This is a genomic window from Kitasatospora sp. NPDC088351 (genome assembly GCF_040685575.1).
GTDB lineage: Bacteria > Actinomycetota > Actinomycetes > Streptomycetales > Streptomycetaceae > Kitasatospora.
The window spans coordinates 41,100-59,612 of sequence record NZ_JBFBIL010000015.1 but is presented as its reverse complement, the minus strand read 5'-3'; the positions used below and the strand labels follow the sequence as shown (position 1 = coordinate 59,612).

12 protein-coding genes and 3 tRNA genes are annotated in these 18,513 nt (G+C 72.0%); all 15 read left to right on the top strand.

Annotated elements, in window-relative coordinates; translation table 11 throughout:
* Positions 1 to 1,521, top strand: a 1,521-nt coding sequence (locus tag AB0P06_RS14185; protein WP_363607530.1) for an LCP family protein, incomplete at its 5' end; no start/stop codon positions are given.
* Between the two features lie 125 nt (positions 1,522 to 1,646).
* Positions 1,647 to 2,120: a ribosome silencing factor gene (gene rsfS, locus AB0P06_RS14180; protein ID WP_363607529.1), complete on the top strand. Its 474-nt coding sequence runs from the start codon at positions 1,647 to 1,649 to the stop codon at positions 2,118 to 2,120.
* A complete protein-coding gene (locus AB0P06_RS14175; RefSeq protein WP_363607595.1) occupies positions 2,117 to 2,764 on the top strand; it encodes a histidine phosphatase family protein in 648 nt (215 codons plus the stop codon). The genes rsfS and AB0P06_RS14175 overlap by 4 nt, the downstream gene beginning before the upstream one ends.
* A 139-nt stretch (positions 2,765 to 2,903) precedes the next feature.
* Positions 2,904 to 2,976, top strand: a tRNA-Ala gene (locus AB0P06_RS14170).
* Positions 2,977 to 3,013: 37 nt separating this feature from the next.
* A tRNA-Ala gene (locus AB0P06_RS14165) sits at positions 3,014 to 3,086 on the top strand.
* 293 nt (positions 3,087 to 3,379) lie between these two features.
* Positions 3,380 to 3,452, top strand: a tRNA-Ala gene (locus AB0P06_RS14160).
* Positions 3,453 to 3,569: 117 nt separating this feature from the next.
* On the top strand, positions 3,570 to 4,877 hold the full coding sequence (locus AB0P06_RS14155; RefSeq protein WP_363607528.1) for a hypothetical protein: 1,308 nt from the start codon (positions 3,570 to 3,572) through the stop codon (positions 4,875 to 4,877).
* Between the two features lie 232 nt (positions 4,878 to 5,109).
* The gene (gene leuS / locus AB0P06_RS14150) at positions 5,110 to 8,007 is read left to right on the top strand and encodes a leucine--tRNA ligase (RefSeq protein ID WP_363607527.1); all 2,898 of its coding nucleotides are present in this window, start codon (positions 5,110 to 5,112) and stop codon (positions 8,005 to 8,007) included.
* Positions 8,008 to 8,328: 321 nt separating this feature from the next.
* Positions 8,329 to 9,105, top strand: a complete 777-nt coding sequence (locus AB0P06_RS14145; RefSeq protein WP_363607526.1) for a hypothetical protein — start codon at positions 8,329 to 8,331, stop codon at positions 9,103 to 9,105.
* A gap of 147 nt (positions 9,106 to 9,252) precedes the next feature.
* The gene (locus AB0P06_RS14140; RefSeq protein ID WP_363607525.1) at positions 9,253 to 10,098 is read left to right on the top strand and encodes a DegV family protein; all 846 of its coding nucleotides are present in this window, start codon (positions 9,253 to 9,255) and stop codon (positions 10,096 to 10,098) included.
* Positions 10,099 to 10,239: 141 nt separating this feature from the next.
* A complete protein-coding gene (locus tag AB0P06_RS14135; RefSeq protein WP_363607524.1) occupies positions 10,240 to 11,148 on the top strand; it encodes a ComEA family DNA-binding protein in 909 nt (302 codons plus the stop codon).
* Positions 11,149 to 11,200: 52 nt separating this feature from the next.
* Entirely contained in the window at positions 11,201 to 13,147 is a 1,947-nt protein-coding gene (locus tag AB0P06_RS14130) for a ComEC/Rec2 family competence protein (RefSeq protein ID WP_363607523.1), read from the top strand.
* Complete coding sequence (locus AB0P06_RS14125; RefSeq protein ID WP_363607522.1) at positions 13,141 to 14,646, top strand: site-specific integrase; 1,506 nt, start codon at positions 13,141 to 13,143, stop codon at positions 14,644 to 14,646. The genes AB0P06_RS14130 and AB0P06_RS14125 overlap by 7 nt, the downstream gene beginning before the upstream one ends.
* Before the next feature lie 74 nt (positions 14,647 to 14,720).
* Positions 14,721 to 16,385: a hypothetical protein gene (locus AB0P06_RS14120; protein ID WP_363607521.1), complete on the top strand. Its 1,665-nt coding sequence runs from the start codon at positions 14,721 to 14,723 to the stop codon at positions 16,383 to 16,385.
* Positions 16,382 to 18,511: an integrase gene (locus AB0P06_RS14115; RefSeq protein ID WP_363607520.1), complete on the top strand. Its 2,130-nt coding sequence runs from the start codon at positions 16,382 to 16,384 to the stop codon at positions 18,509 to 18,511. The genes AB0P06_RS14120 and AB0P06_RS14115 overlap by 4 nt, the downstream gene beginning before the upstream one ends.
* The last annotated feature ends 2 nt before the right edge of the window (positions 18,512 to 18,513 follow it).

Below are 18,513 nucleotides of genomic sequence, written 5' to 3'. Positions count from 1 at the left end.
GAGCAGCAGCAGTACCAGCAGGCCTACGACCCGTACCCCCAGCAGCAGTACGCCACCGCGCCGCAGCCGGTGGTCACCGAGCCCGAGCCCGTTCCGGCCGCGCCGGCGCCCGCGCCGCCGCGTCCGCGCGCGGCCCGGCCCGCCGCCACCGAGGCGGCTCCGGCCAAACCGGAGCCGCCGTCCGAGCAGGTCGGCGGGGGCCGTGCGGGCAGGTCCGCCGCCGGCAAGCCGGGTGCGGGCAAGTCCGGTGCGGGCGCAGGGAAGACGTCCAAGGACGACTACCCCACGGACGAGTTCACCTTCGTCGACGAGGAGGCGGAGGAGTCCGAGGACGTCATCGACTGGCTGAAGTTCGCCGAGTCCCGCAGCGAGGTGCGGGCCGAGCGCCGCCGCAAGCTGCGCAACCGGCTGATCGGCGCCGGCGTGGTGGTGGCGCTCGCGGCGGCCGGGGCCGGCGGCTACCTCTGGTTCACCGGGGACAAGCAGACCGCGGCGACCGCGGCCGGTCCGCGCCAGGTCAACGTGGTGCACCTGCGCGACCTGCAGGGCAAGGTCTCCAGCGCGCTGCTGGTCAACGACTCCTCCGGGCACAAGGGCACCGTGCTGCTGCTGCCCGACACCCTCCGGCTGCCCGGCCCGGGTGACCCGCCGGTCACCACGGTCGGCCAGGCGATGGACAGCATCGGGCCGTCCGCCACCAGGGAGGGCCTGACCACCGTGCTGGGCGCCCCGGTGGCCGGCACCTGGCGGCTGGACACCCCGTACCTGGAACTGCTGGTCGCCCAGCTCGGCGGGGTCCGGGTGGACACCAACGCCGAGGCCCACGAGGGCGGCAAGCCGGACGGCAAGCTGCTCGCCGCCGCGGGCAAGAACACCCTGCTGAACGGCAAGGCCGCGGTCGCCTACGCCACCTACCAGGCGCCCACCGAGAACCGGGACGCCCAACTGGCCCGGTTCGGACAGGTGATGGACGCGGTGGTGCGCACCATGCCGACCGAGTTCAAGGACGCCAAGGACGATGTGCACCGGATGAACGCGGTGCTCGACCCGTCGCTGCCCGAGGACGCCCTGGCGGGGGTGCTCGTCCAGCTCTCCCAGCAGGCCAAGGACGGCCGCTTCGGCACCACCGCGCTGACGGTCAAGCCGGACGGCACCCTGGACGACGCCACGGCCGGCAAGCAGGTCAAGGACGTGCTGGGCGGCACCGTGAAGTCCGCCGCCTCGGGCGACGCCCCGGCCCGGGTCAGCATCCAGGACGCCAGCGGCAACGACCAGGCGGCGGCGGCCGCCCAGGTCCAGGTGATGAACGCGGGCCTCACCTTCATCCCCGGCGGGTCGAAGACCGCCCCGCAGGCCGTCAGTGAGATCCGCTACACCGACGACGCCCGGCAGGCCGCGGCGAAGTCGCTGGCGCTCAGCCTCAACCTGCCGGAGACGGCGGCGAAGAAGGTCACCGACGCCCAGAACGCGGATCTGGTGGTCGTGCTGGGCAAGGACTACCAGGCGCCGAAGACGCAGTAGCCCCGGGTGTGCGCGGCGGCCCCGGAAAACGGTTCCGGGGCCGCCCGGGCGGCGTGAGATCCTGGAAGGCGATCCCCGGCCGGGTGCCGGGGACCGCCCCCAAGCCGTCGAGCCGGAAGAACACCGTGACCGTCACCGAGCACAGCCAGGAACTCATCACCGTCGCCGCCCAGGCGGCGGCCGACAAGCTGGCCCACAACATCATCGCGTTCGACGTCAGCGAGGTGCTGTCGATCACCGACGCCTTCGTGATCGCCTCCGCGAACAACGACCGCCAGGTCAAGTCCATCGCCGAGGAGATCGAGGACCAGCTCCGCGAGAAGCTGGACGTCAAGCCGGTGCGCCGGGAGGGCGAGCGCGAGGGCCGCTGGATCCTGCTCGACTACCTGGACATCGTGGTGCACATCCAGCACTCCGAGGAGCGCTCCTTCTACTCGCTCGACCGGCTCTGGAAGGACTGCCCCGAACTCCCGCTGCCGGCCGACGCGCTGGCCACCCGCAACCGCCCCGAGGACGTGCGGACCGATGCGGCCGGCAACGCCGTCGCCCCGGCCGAGGTCGCCCCGGCCGACGACTTCGGCGCCGAGGACTACAGCTGAGCGGGGACGCGCGAGGTCCGCGCATCGTCTTCTGGCGGCACGGCCAGACGTCCTGGAACCTCGAATCGCGGTTCCAGGGCAGCACGGACATCGAGCTGACCGGGCAGGGCGTCCAGCAGGCCCAGCGGGCCGCCAGGCTGCTCGCCGGCCTCCACCCCGACCTGCTGATCTCCTCGGACCTCCAGCGCGCCCGGCGCACCGCCGAGGAGCTGGCGAAGATCACCGGCCTGGACGTGCAGCACCACGACGGCCTGCGTGAGACCTACGCGGGCACCTGGCAGGGGCTGACCAACGCCGAGATCCGCGCCCGCTTCCCGGGGGAGTACGCGGCCTGGGCGCAGGGCGAGCCGGTCCGGCGCGGTGGCGGTGAGCTGTCCACCGAGGTGGCCGACCGCTCGGTGCCGGTCGTGCTGGACGCGGTCGGGAAGCTGCCGGAGGACGGCACCCTGGTGGTGGTCAGCCACGGCGGCACCATCAGGACCATGCTCGGGCGGCTGCTCGGCCTGGAGCCGGGGCTCTGGGAGTGCTTCGGCGGCCTGTCCAACTGCTGCTGGTCCGTTCTGGGCCGGGGCGTGCGCGGCTGGCGCCTGCTGGAGCACAACGCGGGCACGCTGCCGCAGCCGGTGATCGGCGACGACACCTGAGTGGGGGCTGCCGGCGGTGATCCGCCGAGCGGCCGGCGGGGACGGATTTCGCAGTTCCGGGCCTGACCAGTTAGAGTCTTCCTCGTTCGCACGGAGGAAAACGCGGCCCGGAAGGGAAGCGGAAAATCCGGTGAAGTGCGGGGCTGTAGCTCAGTTGGTAGAGCGCTTGCATGGCATGCAAGAGGTCCGGGGTTCAATTCCCCGTAGCTCCACTCCGCACCTGCGGTCCGCGAGGGCCGTGCGTGTCGCGGGGCTGTAGCTCAGTTGGTAGAGCGCTTGCATGGCATGCAAGAGGTCCGGGGTTCAATTCCCCGTAGCTCCACAACAGTGAGAAGGCCGCCACCCACCGGGTGGCGGCCTTCTCCGTTTTCCGGGTCCTGCGGGTTCCCGCCGTCTCCGCGTGCTCTGGGTGCTTCGGGTGCGTGCTGCCGGTCGGCGGCGGGGTGCTCGTCACCGCCGTCCTCGCGGGGGCCTTCGCCGGCCGTACCCGGTGGGTGGCGGGCGGGCCCGCGGGTGCCTCCGGCAACGGATTCGTGAACCACCCCCGTGACCGTGTAAAGTAGTCGATGTCGCCGAGGGAAACCGCAGGTAGCCCCCGGTGACAACGCAGGTCAAGGGGCTGTAGCTCAGTTGGTAGAGCGCTTGCATGGCATGCAAGAGGTCCGGGGTTCAATTCCCCGTAGCTCCACAGCAGTCGAGGGCCGCCTCCCGTTCCGGGAGGCGGCCCTCGGCGTTTCCCGCCGGGCGGGCGCACGGTTGACCCGTCTCGCAGCGCCCGGCCCGTGCCGCCCGCTACGGTCGTGACATGGCCGATCTGGAGCGCAGACGCAACGAGGAACTGGCCCGGATACTGCACCAGCTCGGCTGGAACCCGGAGCGCCTGGCCCGGGAGGTGAACCTCACCCTGCAGCCAGGCCTGGCGATCAGCTCCACCGCCCCGTACAAGTGGCGCGACCGGGGCATGGTGCCGCGCAGCCCGCACGACCAGGCGGTCTGCGAGGTGCTCAGCCGCACGCTGGGCATCGCCGTCACCTATGAGCAGCTCTGGGGCCGGATGGGCGGCAACCGGGGAGCCAAGATCCTCTCGCCGCGGCTGCTCACCGACCCGTGGACGGCCGACACCGCCCAGACCGCCCTGCGCGAGGCGGCCACCGACGCCGGGCCGGTCCGGCTCACCGACCTCTTCCGGGGCGCCGACCTCGACCAGGCCGCCCGTCGGCTGGCCTCCCCGCCACCACCGGTCGGCGGTGGCGAGGGCGCCCTGCGGATCGACCCCGGCCTGGTCGACGAGCTCGGCTTCTCCTACCGGAGCAAGCTGCGGCTGGAGCGGGCCTGCGGGGGCGGGCTCGTCCTCGGCCCGGCCCGGGCCGAACTCGCCATGGTGGCCAAACTGCTGGAGCTCGGCGCGTACGACGAGAAGCGCGGACGCGAGCTGTACGGCACGGCGAGCCGGCTGGCCGGGCTGGCCGGCTCGGCCGCCTACGACCTCGGCCATGACGCGGCCGCCCAGCGGGCGTTCGTGGCCGCGCTGCGGGCCGCGCACGTCAGCGGCGACCCCCGGCTCGGGGTGGAGGTGGTCGGCTCTCTGGTGGTACTGGCCACGCACGGTCCGGGCGGGCGGGGGTCGGGCGCCGTCACGATGCTGGCCGCGGCGCTGGAGTCCGCCGGGGACACCCTCGGCCCGGCCGAACGGGCGCTCCAGTACGGCCGGATCGCCCGTGCGTACGGGCGGTGGGGCGAGCCGGAGGCGGCCGGTGCGGCGGCGGAGCGGGCGTTCGCGGAGGCGGGTGACGGGGTGATGGCGGATCCCGAGACGGGGGCCGATCTCGCGGGCATGGTGGGGGAGGCGTACCTCTACCTCGGTGACCACCGGCGGGCCCAGGCCCTGCTCGCCGAGGCGGTGGCCGGCCTCGGCCCCGGCCGGGCCCGGGCCAAGGCCCTGCTGCTGGTCCGGCTGGCCGACTCCCACCGCCGCGACGGCGCCCCCGAGGAGGCCGCCAGGACCGCCGTCCTGGCCCGCGCGCTGGCCTCCGGCATGCAGTCCGAGCGGGTGGCCCGGGCGCTGCGCGACTTCGACGCGGCCTCCCGGGCGGCATTGCCGGGAGGCGCCTGAGCCCCTTGCGGTACCCTGAGCCCATGCGAACCGTGCGCCTGCTCCTTAGCCGGCCGCGCTGACCAGGACCGGCCGCGCCTTCGGGCGGTGCCGGAGTCGGCGTGGCGTCCCCTCCTGCGAGGGGATTTTTTGTTTTCCGCCTGCGTTTCCCGCGCCCTGGCCGTGGCCGGCCGGGTACCGGTACGGGCCCGGCGACGGTTCGCCAACCGACATCGATGGAGCTTGAAGGACCATGAGCGAGACGACCCCTGCTTCCGGCGCGGCCGAAGCCGCAACCGAGCCGTTCCGGTACAGCGCCACCCTGGCTGCGGAGATCGAGTCCCGCTGGCAGGACATCTGGGAGAAGGAGGGCACGTTCAACGCCCCCAACCCGGCCGGCGACCTGGCCGACCCGGCCGCCGGTGACGTCACCGCGAAGCCGCACAGCTTCATCATGGACATGTTCCCGTACCCCTCGGGCGCGGGCCTGCACGTCGGCCACCCGCTGGGCTACATCGCCACCGACGTCTACGCCCGCTACCAGCGGATGACCGGCCACAACGTGCTGCACACGCTGGGCTACGACGCCTTCGGCCTGCCCGCCGAGCAGTACGCGGTGCAGACCGGCACCCACCCCCGGGTCTCCACCGAGGCCAACATCGCCAACATGCGCCAGCAGCTGCGCCGGCTGGGCCTGGGCCACGACCCGCGCCGTTCGATCTCCACGATCGACCCGGAGTACTACCGCTGGACCCAGTGGATCTTCCTGCAGATCTTCAACTCCTGGTACGACGAGCAGGCCGGCCAGGCCCGCCCGATCGCCGAGCTGATCGCGCAGTTCGAGTCCGGCGCGCGGCAGACCCCGGACGGGCGCGCCTGGGCGGAGCTGTCCGCCACCGAGCGCGACGAGCTGCTGGGCGAGTACCGGCTGGCGTACTCCAAGGAGGTGCCGGTCAACTGGTGCCCGGGTCTGGGCACCGTGCTGGCCAACGAGGAGGTCACCGCGGACGGCCGTTCCGAGCGCGGCAACTTCCCGGTGTTCAAGTCGAACCTGCGCCAGTGGATGATGCGGATCACCGCCTACTCGGACCGCCTGATCTCCGACCTGGACCTGCTGGACTGGCCCGAGGCCATCAAGCTGCAGCAGCGCAACTGGATCGGCCGCTCGGAGGGTGCCCGGGTCGACTTCGCGGTCGGCTCCGGTGAGAAGATCACCGTCTTCACCACCCGCCCCGACACCCTGTTCGGCGCCACCTACATGGTGCTGGCCCCCGAGCACGGCCTGGTCGACTCGATCGTCCCGGCCGCCTGGCCCGAGGGCGTCCCGGCCGAGTGGACCGGTGGCACCGCCACCCCCGCCGAGGCCGTGGCCGCCTACCGCGCCGCCGCCGCGGCCAAGTCCGACGTCGAGCGTCAGGTCGAGGCCAAGGTCAAGACCGGTGTGTTCACCGGCGCGTACGCGGTGAACCCGGTCAGCGGCGAGCCCGTCCCGGTGTTCATCGCCGACTACGTGCTGATGGGCTACGGCACCGGCGCCATCATGGCCGTCCCGGCCCACGACAGCCGCGACTTCGCGTTCGCCCGCGCCTTCGCACTGCCGATGCGCTGCGTCGTCAAGCCCACCGACGGGCGCGACGACGACCCGCACACCTGGGACGACGCCTTCGACACCTACGACTCCGTCATCGTCAACTCGGCGCACGCCGAGGGCACCGAGGACGGCGTCTCGCTGGACGGCCTGAGCGTGGTGGACGCCAAGGCCGCCGTCACCGGCTGGCTGACCGCGCACGGCATCGGCGAGGGCACCGTCAACTACCGCCTGCGCGACTGGCTGTTCAGCCGTCAGCGGTACTGGGGCGAGCCCTTCCCGATCGTCTACGACGAGGACGGCGTGATGCACGCGCTGCCCGAGTCGATGCTGCCGGTCGAGGTCCCCGAGGTGGACGACTACTCGCCGCACACCTACGACCCGTACGACTCCGCCTCCTCGCCGAAGACCCCGCTGTCGCGCAACGAGGACTGGGTCAACGTCGAGCTGGACCTGGGCGACGGCGTGAAGAGGTACCGCCGCGAGACCAACACCATGCCCAACTGGGCCGGTTCGTGCTGGTACGAGCTGCGCTACGTCGACCCGTCCAACGGCTCGCGCGTGGTGGACCCGGCCAACGAGCAGTACTGGCTGGGCCCGACGGCCACCAAGCCGGGCGGCGGCGCCGACCTGTACGTCGGCGGTGCCGAGCACGCCGTACTGCACCTGCTGTACGCCCGCTTCTGGCACAAGGTGCTGCACGACCTGGGCCACGTCTCCTCGGTCGAGCCGTTCCACAAGCTGTTCAACCAGGGCATGATCACCGCCGACGTGTACCGCGACGAGCGCGGCTTCCCGGTGCCCGCCGCCGAGGTCGAGGAGCGCGACGGCGCGTACTTCTGGGCGGGTGAGCAGGTCAAGCGCGAGGCCGGCAAGATGGGCAAGTCCCTGAAGAACGCCGTCGCGCCGGACGAGATCGCCGACGAGTACGGGGCCGACACGCTGCGCCTGTACGAGATGTCGATGGGCCCGCTGGACGTCTCCCGCCCGTGGGACACCCGTGCGGTGGTCGGCTCGTACCGCTTCCTGCAGCGGCTGTGGCGCAACGTCGTCTCGGAGGCGACGGGCGAGCTGGTCGTCACCGACGAGCCCGCCGACGAGGCGACGCTGCGCGCGCTGCACAAGGCCATCGACGGCATCCGCGGCGACATGACCGGGCTGCGCTTCAACACGGCCGTGGCCAAGGCGATCGAGCTGAACAACTTCCTGGTGAAGCGCGGGTCCACGCCGCGGGTGGTGGCCGAGCAACTGGTGCTGCTGGTCGCCCCGCTGGCCCCGCACATCGCCGAGGAGCTGTGGCGCCGGCTGGGCCACGGCGAGTCGCTGGCGCACACCGACTACCCGGTCGCCGACCCGGCGTACGTGGTGGACGAGACGGTGACCTGTGTGGTGCAGGTCAAGGGCAAGGTGAAGGCCCGGCTGGAGGTCGCCCCGGCGATCTCCGACGCCGAGCTGGAGGCGCTGGCGCTGGCCGACCCGGCCGTCGTCGCCGCGATCGGTGACGCGCCGGTGCGCAAGGTGATCGCGCGTGCGCCGAAGCTGGTGAACATCGTCACCGGCTGACGTTTCGCCGGTGTCCGGCTGTTCGGGGCGGGTGTCCTTCGGGGCGCCCGCCCTGTGGCGTTCCGGGCGTGGTGGTGCTTCGGGTGTGGTGGTGCTTCCGGCCCCGTGGCGTTCCGGGCGTCGTGGCCGGGCTGATCCCGCCGACTGGTCCGGTGGGCGGGGGACCCTCGGGGGAGATCCCCGACTTGTCCCTGATCTCGGCCGTCGGAGGCTCGTTCGGCCTGCCCCGGGACCGGAGTGGAGGCTACCGTGGAACCCTCGGCGACCCGGTCCGCGTTGGGCCCGGTGGGGGCCGGTTCGGCTGTCGGAAGGTGACTCGTGATGGACGTGCTCGGCGTGATGATCGGCCTGGCCCTGCTCTTCGGGATCGCGGTGGCGGTCCTGGCCGTGGTGGGCACGGTGAAGGCGGCGAAGGCGGTCGCGGCGAAGGTCGATCGGCACGAGGCCAACGCCCGGCGTGCGGTGGAGAACGCCGCCCTCAAGGCGAAGACGTACACCAAGGCCGGCCCGCAGGGGCAGATCTCCGCCGTCCGCCTCGGGCTGCGGACCTCGCTGAGCGGCACCCGCCAGGTACTGGAGAGCGGCCTCGCCCAGGACGGCCAGCTCAGCGAGTCGCTCGGCCTGCTGGCCCGGCTCGACGTCCACGCGGCCGAGCTGGACGGAGAGCTGCGGACGCTGGAGCGCGAGCCCGACGCCGGCCGGATCGCGGCCAAGCTGCCCGAGCTGCGGGAGCGGGCCGAGCGGATCACCCACTCCGCCGAGACCATGCGCTGGGCCGCCCAGGACCGGATGCACCGCTTCGCGGACGACGAGCTGAGCCGGCTCAGCAAGGAGTGCGAGAGCGAGGCGGGGGCGCTGCGGCACTGGGACACGTCGGGGGGTGCGGGCTCTTCCGGGTCCGCGGGGGCCGCAGGGGCTGGTGCCGGGCGTGGGGCCGGTGCCGCGGGTGCCGCTCGGGAGGGGTCGCAGCAGCGGCCGGGGCTGACCGACGGGAAGGGCGGGCGGCCGAGCGCCGAGGACCTGCTGGGCCTCGGTGACCCGCTGGCCCGGCTGGCGCAGCGGCTGCGGAAGCCGACGACGGGATCGTCGGCGGGCTGACCTGTCGGCCCCGGGTGTCCTGGTCCTGTTGGTCCTGTCGGTCCCGCAGGCCTCGTATGCCGTGTTGTTGGGGTGTCCCGGCCTCGTCGTCCGGGTGCTGCCGTCCGGCGCTGTTATCCGGGCCGGGCGGGGAGTAACCTCCGCCTCATGCCCGCCGACCTCGCACTTGTCACCGATTCCACGGCCTATCTGCCGCACGAAGCTGTTGATCGCCATGGGATCACCGTGGTCCCGCTGAGCGTCGCGGTCGGTGACTCGGTCCTCGCCGAAGGGGTGGAGATCTCCCCGAAGGACGTCGCCGAGGCGCTGAACGGCAAGCAGCGGGTGACGACCTCGCGATCCAACCCCGAGTCCTTCGCCGCCGCCTACCGGGCGGCCGCCGAGGCCGGGGCGAAGGGGATCGTCTCGGTGCACATCTCCGGTGAGCTGTCCGGCACCGTGGAGGCGGCCCGGCTGGCGGCGGCCGAGGCGCCCGTCCCGGTGCGGGTGGTGGACAGCCGGCTGGTCGGTATGGCTCTCGGGTACGGCGTGCTGGCGGCGGCCGAGGCGATCGCGGCCGGGCGGGAGCTGGACGAGGTGGCCGAGGCCGTCATCCGGCGGACGGCGGTGACCAGCGGCTTCTTCTACGTCGACACACTTGAGCACCTCCGCCGGGGCGGCCGGATCGGTGCGGCCCAGGCGTTCTTCGGTTCGGCCCTGGCGGTGAAGCCGCTGCTGCACCTGGCGGGCGGGCGGATCGAGCCGTTGGAGAAGGTCCGGACGGCGTCCCGGGCGATCGCCCGCCTGGAGGAGATCGCGGTCGAGCGGGCGGGCGAGCGCGAGGTCGACATCACCGTTCATCATCTGGCGGCGGAGGAGCGGGCGGAGCCGCTCGCGGAGCGGTTGCGCGGCCGGGTGCCCGGGCTGCGGGACCTGTACGTGGGCGAGGTGGGAGCGGTGATCGGCGCTCACGTCGGGCCGGGGCTGCTGGCGGTGGTGGTCTCGCCGCGCTGAGGCCGGGTGGCGTGGTGGTGGTCAATTCGTAGGAGTGATCGGCACTCGTACGAGTGACCTGAGTTATCCACAACCCCCTGGTTTTCCACAGGATTTTGGTCATTCTCCCGAGGGTGGCCGAGGGCTCCTAGCGTGCTGCGCATGACCAGCGTGAGCCTCGGCGCGGCCAAGCGCCATGAGATCGGTGAGACCGCCCGTCTGCGGATGTCGGCACTGCTGCCGGCGGCCGAAGGGCCGCTCGGTGCGGGGGAGCCGGTGGCCACCGGGCCGCCGTCGGGCGTGACTTCGGGCGGGCCGCTTTTGGGAGGGGTGCCTCTGGGAGGGGTGTCGGAGCCGGGTGTGGTGGAGCCGCCTGCGGCTGGGGGCGGCAGGGCGCGTTCGCGGTTCGCCCCGGCGGTGGTACTCGACCGGCGGGCGGTGGCCGGGCTCACCGTCCTGCTGCTGCTTGCCGTGGGCTACGGCCTTCAGCATTTCTGGCTGGCGCGGCCCCGGCCGGTCGCGGTGCCGGTGGTGGCGGTCGCCTCGGCGGCGCCGGCACCGGCGGCGAGCGGACCGGCCTCGGCGGAGACCGCCTCCGATGCCGCTGCCCGGGCCGGCCCCGATACCGGCCCGGGGGCGGGGGCCGTGGTGGTGGACATCGGGGGCAGGGTGCACGCGCCGGGGCTGCACACCCTGCCCGGCGGGTCCCGGGTGGCGGACGCGTTGCGTGTGGCCGGTGGCCCGCTGCCCGAGACGGAGACCAAGAGCCTCAACCTGGCCAGGGTGCTGACGGACGGTGAGCAGATCCTGGTCGGCGAGCCCGGGCCGCCCCCTGCCGCCGGGGCGGGATCCGGCCCTCCGGCGGCGGCCGGGCCGAAGCAGCCGGTCAGCATCAACCGGGCCACCCTTGAGCAGCTCGACACCCTCCCCGGCGTCGGCCCGACGCTTGCCCAGCGCATCCTCTTGTTCCGCACGTCGCACGGGTCGTTCCGCTCCCTCGACCAGCTGAGACAGGTCAACGGCATCGGCGAGCACATCTACGCCGAGATCAGACCGCTGCTCACCCTCTGACTCCCCGCCCCGCTCCGCCGCCCGGTCCGTCCGTCGTCCCCGCTCCGCCGCCTTGCCGAAGGGAGGTACCGTCATCGCCACCGTCGACCCGGCTTCGCCCGCCCGTGCCCCGGCCGCCGACTTCCGGCTGCTGCTCCCCGCCGTGTCGGCGTGGGTGGTCGCGGCCGGGCTGCTCGGCCTGGACCCGGGGCACGGTGCGGTGGCGTCGGTGTCGGCGGGAGCGGCGGCAGTGGTGGGCGTCCTCCTGCTCACCCGCCCGGGTGTGCGCCGGAGCCGAGGGACGGCCGCCACCCTGGCCGCCGTCCTCCTCACCGGTGCGGCGGCCACCGCCGCCACCCTCCTGCACACCGCCGACCTGCACCGGGGGCCGCTGCCCGAGCTGGCCCGTGCCGCGGCGGCCGCGGCTCCCCGGGGTGCCGGCCGCCCGCCCGAACCGCCGCCGCCCGCCCCGGAAGTGGGCGTCGAACTGACCGTCACCGGCGACCCGAGAGCCCGTACCTCCCGGAGCGGGGGGCCGACCGGCGGGCAGGCCGTCCTCACCGTGGACGCCGTGGCGGACCGTGTCACCGTCCGGGACGGGCCTGCCCCGGGTGACCGCCGTACCAGCGGTGCCGGGTACACGGTCCGGACGCGGACCCCGGTGACCGTGCTGGTGCGAGGGCAGGCGGTCGAGGCCTGGCAGCGGTTGCTCCCGTCGGCCCGGCTGGCCGTCGAGGCCGAGGTCCGCCCGGCCGGTGAGGGCCACGACACCGAGTCCGCCGCGCTGCTGCTCCCGCACGGGCCGCCCCGGCAGCTCGCGACGCCGAGCCTGCCGCAACGGATCGCGGGCCGGCTCCGGGGCGGCCTGCGGGCGGCCTCCGACGGGCTCCCGCCGGACGCGCGGGGTCTTCTCCCCGGTCTGGTCGTCGGCGACACCTCCCGGCTGCCCGACGATCTCCGGGACGCCTTCCGGGCCACCGACATGGCCCATCTGGTCGCGGTGAGCGGGGCGAACCTGGCGATCGTGCTCGGTGTGCTGCTGGGCGCGCCGGGGCGGGCCGGTACGCCCGAGCGCCGGGGCCTGGCGGCCCTGCTCGGGCTCTCGCTGCGCAGTACCGCGCTGCTGGGCACGGCCGTCACCCTGGCCTTCGTCACCATCTGCCGGCCGGAGCCGAGCGTGCTGAGGGCGGCCGGTACGGGCCTGGTCGGGCTGCTGGCCCTGGCCACCGGCCGCCCCCGCCAGGCGGTGCCCGCGCTCGCCGGCACCGTTCTGATCCTGGTGCTGGTCGATCCGTATCTGGCGCGGTCGTTCGGCTTCCTCCTCTCGGTGCTCGCCACCACCGGCCTGCTGGTCCTCGGCCCGCACTGGGCGGCCGCCCTGCGGGCCCGGGGCTGGCCGCGTCACCTGGCGGGCGCCGTCGCCGCCACGGCGGCCGCCCAGGCGCTCTGCGCGCCCGTGACGGTCGTGCTGTCCGCGCACATCAGCCTGGTCGCGATCCCGTGCAATCTGCTGGCCGAGCTGGCGGTGGCCCCGGCGACGCTGCTCGGCTTCGCGGTCCTCGCGCTGGACCCGCTCTCGCCGGCGCTGGCCCGGGTGCTCGCGGAGCCGGCCGCGATCCCGGTCGGCTGGCTGGCGGCGGTGGCGAGGCGCGGGGCCGAGCTGCCGGGCGCGCAACTGTCCTGGCCGGGCGGGCTGTTCGGGACGGTGTCGCTCGCCCTGGCCACGGTGGCGGTCTGCTGGACGGCGCCGCTGCTGCTCGCCCGGCGGGTGGACACCGGCGCGGGCGCGCCCGGCCGGGCCGGCCTTCGGGGCAGGCGGCTGCGGGGCGGGCGCATCCGGCTGCTGGTGGCGGGCCTGCTCCTGCTGGCCCTGCCGGCCGTCCTGCTGCGACCGCCCCTGCTCACCCGGATCGCCACCGGCTGGCCGCCCCCGGGGTGGCGGATGGCGATGTGCGCGGAGTTCCCTATTGAATCTACGTGTTGCAGCAGTACGTGTTGCGAGCGGAGAGGAACGTGTTGAGCAAGTCCTGGCAGGTGCACTGGGTGACAAGAGGTCGGTCCGCAGTGGTGAGCGATCACCCTGTGCTACGAGGCTGGACTGACCTTGATCAGCGGGAGAAGGTCAGCCGGATCGACCCCGGGGACGTCTTCATGACAGACCCGAACTACAGGGTGGACCCCAGACTGACGCATTTCCTGACGCGCTCCCCCTTCGCACATTTGGCCAGAGAGACGCGGCGAAACTACGCCGGGGACTGTTGCCTTTTCTTCAACTTCCTCTGGCAGCAAGGAAAGAACTGGTATGAGGCCAATCCCGAGGACCTTCTGGACTTCGAGGATTGGCGGCGCTGGTCACCTCGGAACCCGCAGCGGATCGGCGGCTCGAAGTGGAACCGGGAACTCGCGGCACTGACGCGGCTCTACAAGTGGGCCGTACGCAAGGGCTACATGGCGGTCAGCCCGGTTGTGGAGCGCGAGATGATGGGCCGCCACGGCGACGTGGTGAGCGTCCCTGCGGCCCGGGCAAAGGACGTGCGGTCGAGCAACGTGAAGTGGCTGACGCCCCGCGCCTACCGGTTGTGGAGGGATGTGGGTCTGCGCGGCTACACCGCGGACGGCCGCCGTGATCCGTCGTGGCGAGGCCGCAACGACGACCGTAACGCCGCCTACTCCGACCTGCTGTTTTCTTCGGGGATGCGGCGCTCGGAAGGCGGCTCGCTACTGACGATCGAGGTCCCGCCCCTGGAGGAGAGTCTCAAGCGCTACTTCGACGGGCGCCTGGCGAAGGCGACGACGAAGAGTCGACGCGAGCGGACGTTCTACGTCGCGGTCGAGTGCCTGCGGGCGATCGACGCCTACGTGCGGACAACACGCCGAGCGGTGGTCCGCCGTGCCCAGGGCAAGGGCCGCTATGAGGCGATGGACGACATTTGGGTGGTGGAGAAACGATCCGGCTGGCGCCAATCGACGCTCCACATCAGGGACGAACGGGGACAGATGCTGGAGCGGGGGCTGACGACGCTGGACATCGAGGAACGTCAGCGGTTGTTCATCGAGGGCGAGGCTGGGCTGGAGCCGCTGTGGTTGTGGCTGTCGGAGGACGGACAGCCGTTCCTGCCGCACTCCTGGGAGGCGGTCTACCGGGCAGCGTCCGAGCGGTGCCAGCGGATACTGGAGGGCCACGTCGCCCAGCCGCCCTACTTCACACCGCACATGGCCAGGCATTCCTTCGCGCTGAAGATGCTGGTCGCGCTCCAGCATGCGCTCGACAAGCGGTTCGGGCTCACACCGGAGGAGAGGCGGGACTTCCGGCTGCTCTACGGCGATGCCTGGCGCATGGTGAAGGACCTCCTTGATCACCAAAGTGAGGAGACCACCCGCAAGATCTACCTCGCGCCGGTCTCGGACCTTCAGGTCCGTTCCCTGCTGCTGGACGAGGCCGATCCGGGCACCAACGAGCTGCTGGCCCGGATCGCGAAGATGTCGGAGCGCGTGCTGGACAGCGAGGTCGTGGCATGAGTACACGAGGACGACGCGCGCCGCTGCCCGACGGCGAGCACCGGCGTCGGCAGCCGCTGGGACCTGGTGGCCTGGTGGTCCAGCACGTGGCCGAGGACGGCGTGAACAAGGCCAGCTACGACTTCGCGCAGCTGGCGGTCGGCCCGCGGTTTCAGCGGGAGCTGGCGGAGGTCTTCGCCGTCCACACTGCGCCGGACGGCGCCTGGAAGACGCTTCCGTCCAGCCGGGAATGCTGGCTGGTTGTGCTCTACTTCAGCCGGTTTCTGGCTGATCAGGACCAGGTTCCGCAGTCGTTGAGCGAGCTGGCCCCCGAGATATGGGCGGCCTGGCGCCTGAGCCGGATGCCGAACTCGACCGGCTCGCGGCAGATCCGCAAGGTCGCCCGTCTGCTCAGGGACCACCCGGCGGTGCCGGAGGAGACGCGGAAGCTGATGACGAGGCGAGTGCCGAAGGAGGAGAGCGCGGAAACCGCATACTCGGCTGAGGAGTTCGACGAGATCAAACTGACCGCGACACGGATGTTCCGGCCCGCGCTGCACCGCATCCGCGACAACTGGCAGTACCTTCAGGACTGGAAGGCTGGCAGGTTCGCCAAGGGCACCGATGAGTGGCTCGTCGGCGAGGCCCTGGACCACCTGGTCCGCACCGCAGTGATGCCGAGCTACGTCGGCACGGACGACCGGCGACGGACTACCCCGCGCTACGGGAAGGCACTGGGTGGGGTCGAGCCTGAGAAGACCTGGATGCGGCTGTTCCTGAGCACCAACGAGGCTTGCGCGCTGATGGTCCTGATCATCGCTGCCTACGGTTGGAACGCGACTCCGGTCATGGAACTGAAGGTTCCCGAGGCGAGCCCGGACACGGGTGAGGGGCAGACCATCTACCGGGTGGAACTGGAGAAGCGGCGACGCAGTCAGCCGGCTCGCTATGAGACCCGGAACCTGACGGACTGGGGCGCGGACTCTCCTGGGCGGCTGATCACCCAGGCCATCGAGGCCACCGCACCGGCCCGCATGGCTCTGGAGTATCTGGAGGCGCCCACCGACCGGCTGATCGTCTGGCGGATGGCGCGGTGGCACGGGGTCTACGGCGAATCGGCGGCCGCGCTGTTCAACGGCAACCTCCACGCCCAGGTCTGGCGCAACTGGAACCGGCATCTGGGCGACGGCAAGACCTTGAACCTCCGGCGCCTGCGCAAGACCGTGGTCATCGCGCATCAGCGCACTCCCACCCAGCACAGCCAGGACACACACGACGGTGTCTACGTCCTGCCGGATCCTCGCACGCACACCGAGGCCCAGCCGGTGATCACCGCCGGTGTCGAGGAAGCTGTCGCGTCGGCCAAGGCATCCTTCAAGGCCCAGATCAGCCGGGCGGAGACGGATACCAGCGCCGACACGGCGACCGCCAGTTGCAGCGACTACACGCACAGTCCGTTCGGCATGCCGGGCCTACCTTGTCGGGCGTCCTTCCTGCTCTGCATCGCCTGTCCAAACGCCGTGGTCACGCCCCGGCACCTGCCGCGGCTGGCCTATCTGCTGTACATGCTGGAGGAACTGAAGGCAGTGCTCGCGGCGGACGTGTGGGACCAGGACTGGCGAGAGCACTACGAACGGCTACGGGACTTGAGGAAGGCACCAGACTTCACCGACACCGAATGGAGCGACGCCTTGAACAGCGTCAGTGCCAAGGACCGCGAGGTCATCGACCAGCTCCTGAGGAAGGGGTTCGACGCATGAGCCTGGCTCCTGACCTGCGGTTTGCCGCTCCCGCGGCCGGCGACTTCATCGTCGACCCCGACACGGTTCCCGCACAGCGGCTCGTCCTCCTCCCGCGCTACGGCGACGAAAGGTGGTCGCTGCTCGCGCTGACGCAGAACCCGTCGGCGACCGACGATCTCATCCGCTGGGCCTGGTTTCCCGAGGTCTTCCGGGAAGCCTTCCGTTACGCCACGTGGTCACTCATCAACTACCCGCTGCCAGACCCCGACATGCTCCGGCACGGGACGGCCATGCGGTCCAAGCTCAGCTCAGGCCGTGTCCTCAAGACGGTCAACCAGTGGTCGATCTTCGCCCAGTGGCTGATCGAGCGCGGGATCACCACCTTGTCGCGGGTGACCGCCGAGGACCTGGCCGAGTTCGCTGTCCATCTCGACAAGGTCCGGGGCCTGTCCCGCAACACCGTGACCTCCTACCTGGTCGGGCTGTCGCGGCTGCACTACTACGGGCGGCTCTACCTTCCGCCGCAGGACCGGTTGGTGGCGCCGCCCTGGCTGTCGGAAGGATTGGACGACTATCTGCCGGCGGCCTCGACACTGGGCGAGAACGTCACCGAGCCGATCGCCCCGGCGACCATGGGCCCGCTGCTGGTCTGGGCTCTGCGGTTCGTGGAGGAGTTCGCCGACGACATCATGACCGCCAACGAGGAACACAGCCGTCTGTCCGCCACCGCCGAGGCCCTGCGCGGATTTCGGCACCCGGCCTCAGCTGACGGGCTGCGGGCCTTCCTGGACGGCCTCAAGGCCGAGGGAAAGCCGTTCCCGACAGCAACCATCAAGGGGCGGCCGCTAGCGGTTCCGGCCAAATTCCTCGCAGGGAAGACCGGGACACCGCCAGAGAGGGTCCACCAGATCATGGGAAAGCCGGCCTGGCGGGCCTGCATCGCTGCCAACCCCGGCCCGTGCCTGCTGGAGGCGCCGGTCACCGCCACGATGGGCAGTGAACCGTGGCACGAGCCGTTCGAGTTCTACACCTTCACCGCGCTGGTCAGACACCTGGTCACTGCCTGCTACATCGTGCTCGGCTACCTGACGGGCATGAGGACCGGGGAGATCCTGGGGCTGCAGAGCGGATGCTGCCCGGACCCCGGAGGCGAGCCAGGGGCGGCCAAGCGGCACTTGATCTACGGGCGACAGTTCAAGGTCGCCCGCGACGAGGACGGCAACCACGACTCCGCCGGAGTGGTCCGTGAGGCGCCCTGGGTCGCAGTCCCGCAGGTCGTGACCGCAGTCCGGGTGCTGGAACGCCTCGGAGGCGATCACGACGGACTGCTGTTCGCCGCTGAGGTCCACGACCCGCGGGACACCGAGCGCCAGATCGGCAGGTCGCTGGCGATCACCACGATGAGCAACCGCGTCGAGGACTTCACCGACTGGGTCAACACCTACGCGCGGAACCGGGGCCGGCAGGCCGAGGCGATCCCGCCCGACCCCCACGGCCGGGTCGGCACCGGTCGCTTCCGCCGCACCTTGGCCTGGCACATTGCCCGCCGGCCGGGAGGGCTGGTGGCCCTGGCAGTCCAGTACGGTCACATGCGGACGCTTATCAGTCAGGGCTACGGTTCGCGGACCCGCGGCGGCATCCACGACCTGCTGGACTTCGAGACGGCCCGCACGGTCGCCGAACACCTCAGCGAGGTGCACGAGGCCATCCAGGAAGGCGACGGCGTCTCCGGCCCGGCGGCCCGCCGCCTGATCCACGCCGCGGCCCAGGAACACCACCGCTTCGGCGGCATGATCGCCACCGTCAAGCAGGCCCGCCGCCTGCTGGCCGACCCGACCCTGAACGTCTTCGAGAACAAGGAGGCCTTCCTGTTCTGCAACTACGACCGGTCCAAGGCCCTCTGCCACCCCGGCCGAGGCGGCAAGACCGAGGCGCCCAGCCTGGACCGCTGCCGCAACAACTGCGCGAACATCGCCCGCACCGACCAGCAGGCCCGCCATCTGCGGGAAGCGGCAGGCAGTTTGCGGCAGCAGGCCGACTCCCGGCTCGTCCCCGAGCCCCTGGCCGACCGGCTGCGGGAGCGGGCTGAGACCCTGTCGGAGCTGGCCGACAAGCACGATGCCGACCGCGTCACCACCGGATAGGA

Coding starts and splice junctions, on each gene's coding strand:
- AB0P06_RS14155 (WP_363607528.1), top strand. CDS start 3,570: ATGGCCGATCTGGAGCGCAGACGCAACGAGGAACTGGCCCGGATACTG.
- leuS (WP_363607527.1), top strand. CDS start 5,110: ATGAGCGAGACGACCCCTGCTTCCGGCGCGGCCGAAGCCGCAACCGAG.
- AB0P06_RS14145 (WP_363607526.1), top strand. CDS start 8,329: ATGGACGTGCTCGGCGTGATGATCGGCCTGGCCCTGCTCTTCGGGATC.
- AB0P06_RS14140 (WP_363607525.1), top strand. CDS start 9,253: ATGCCCGCCGACCTCGCACTTGTCACCGATTCCACGGCCTATCTGCCG.
- AB0P06_RS14135 (WP_363607524.1), top strand. CDS start 10,240: ATGACCAGCGTGAGCCTCGGCGCGGCCAAGCGCCATGAGATCGGTGAG.
- AB0P06_RS14115 (WP_363607520.1), top strand. CDS start 16,382: ATGAGCCTGGCTCCTGACCTGCGGTTTGCCGCTCCCGCGGCCGGCGAC.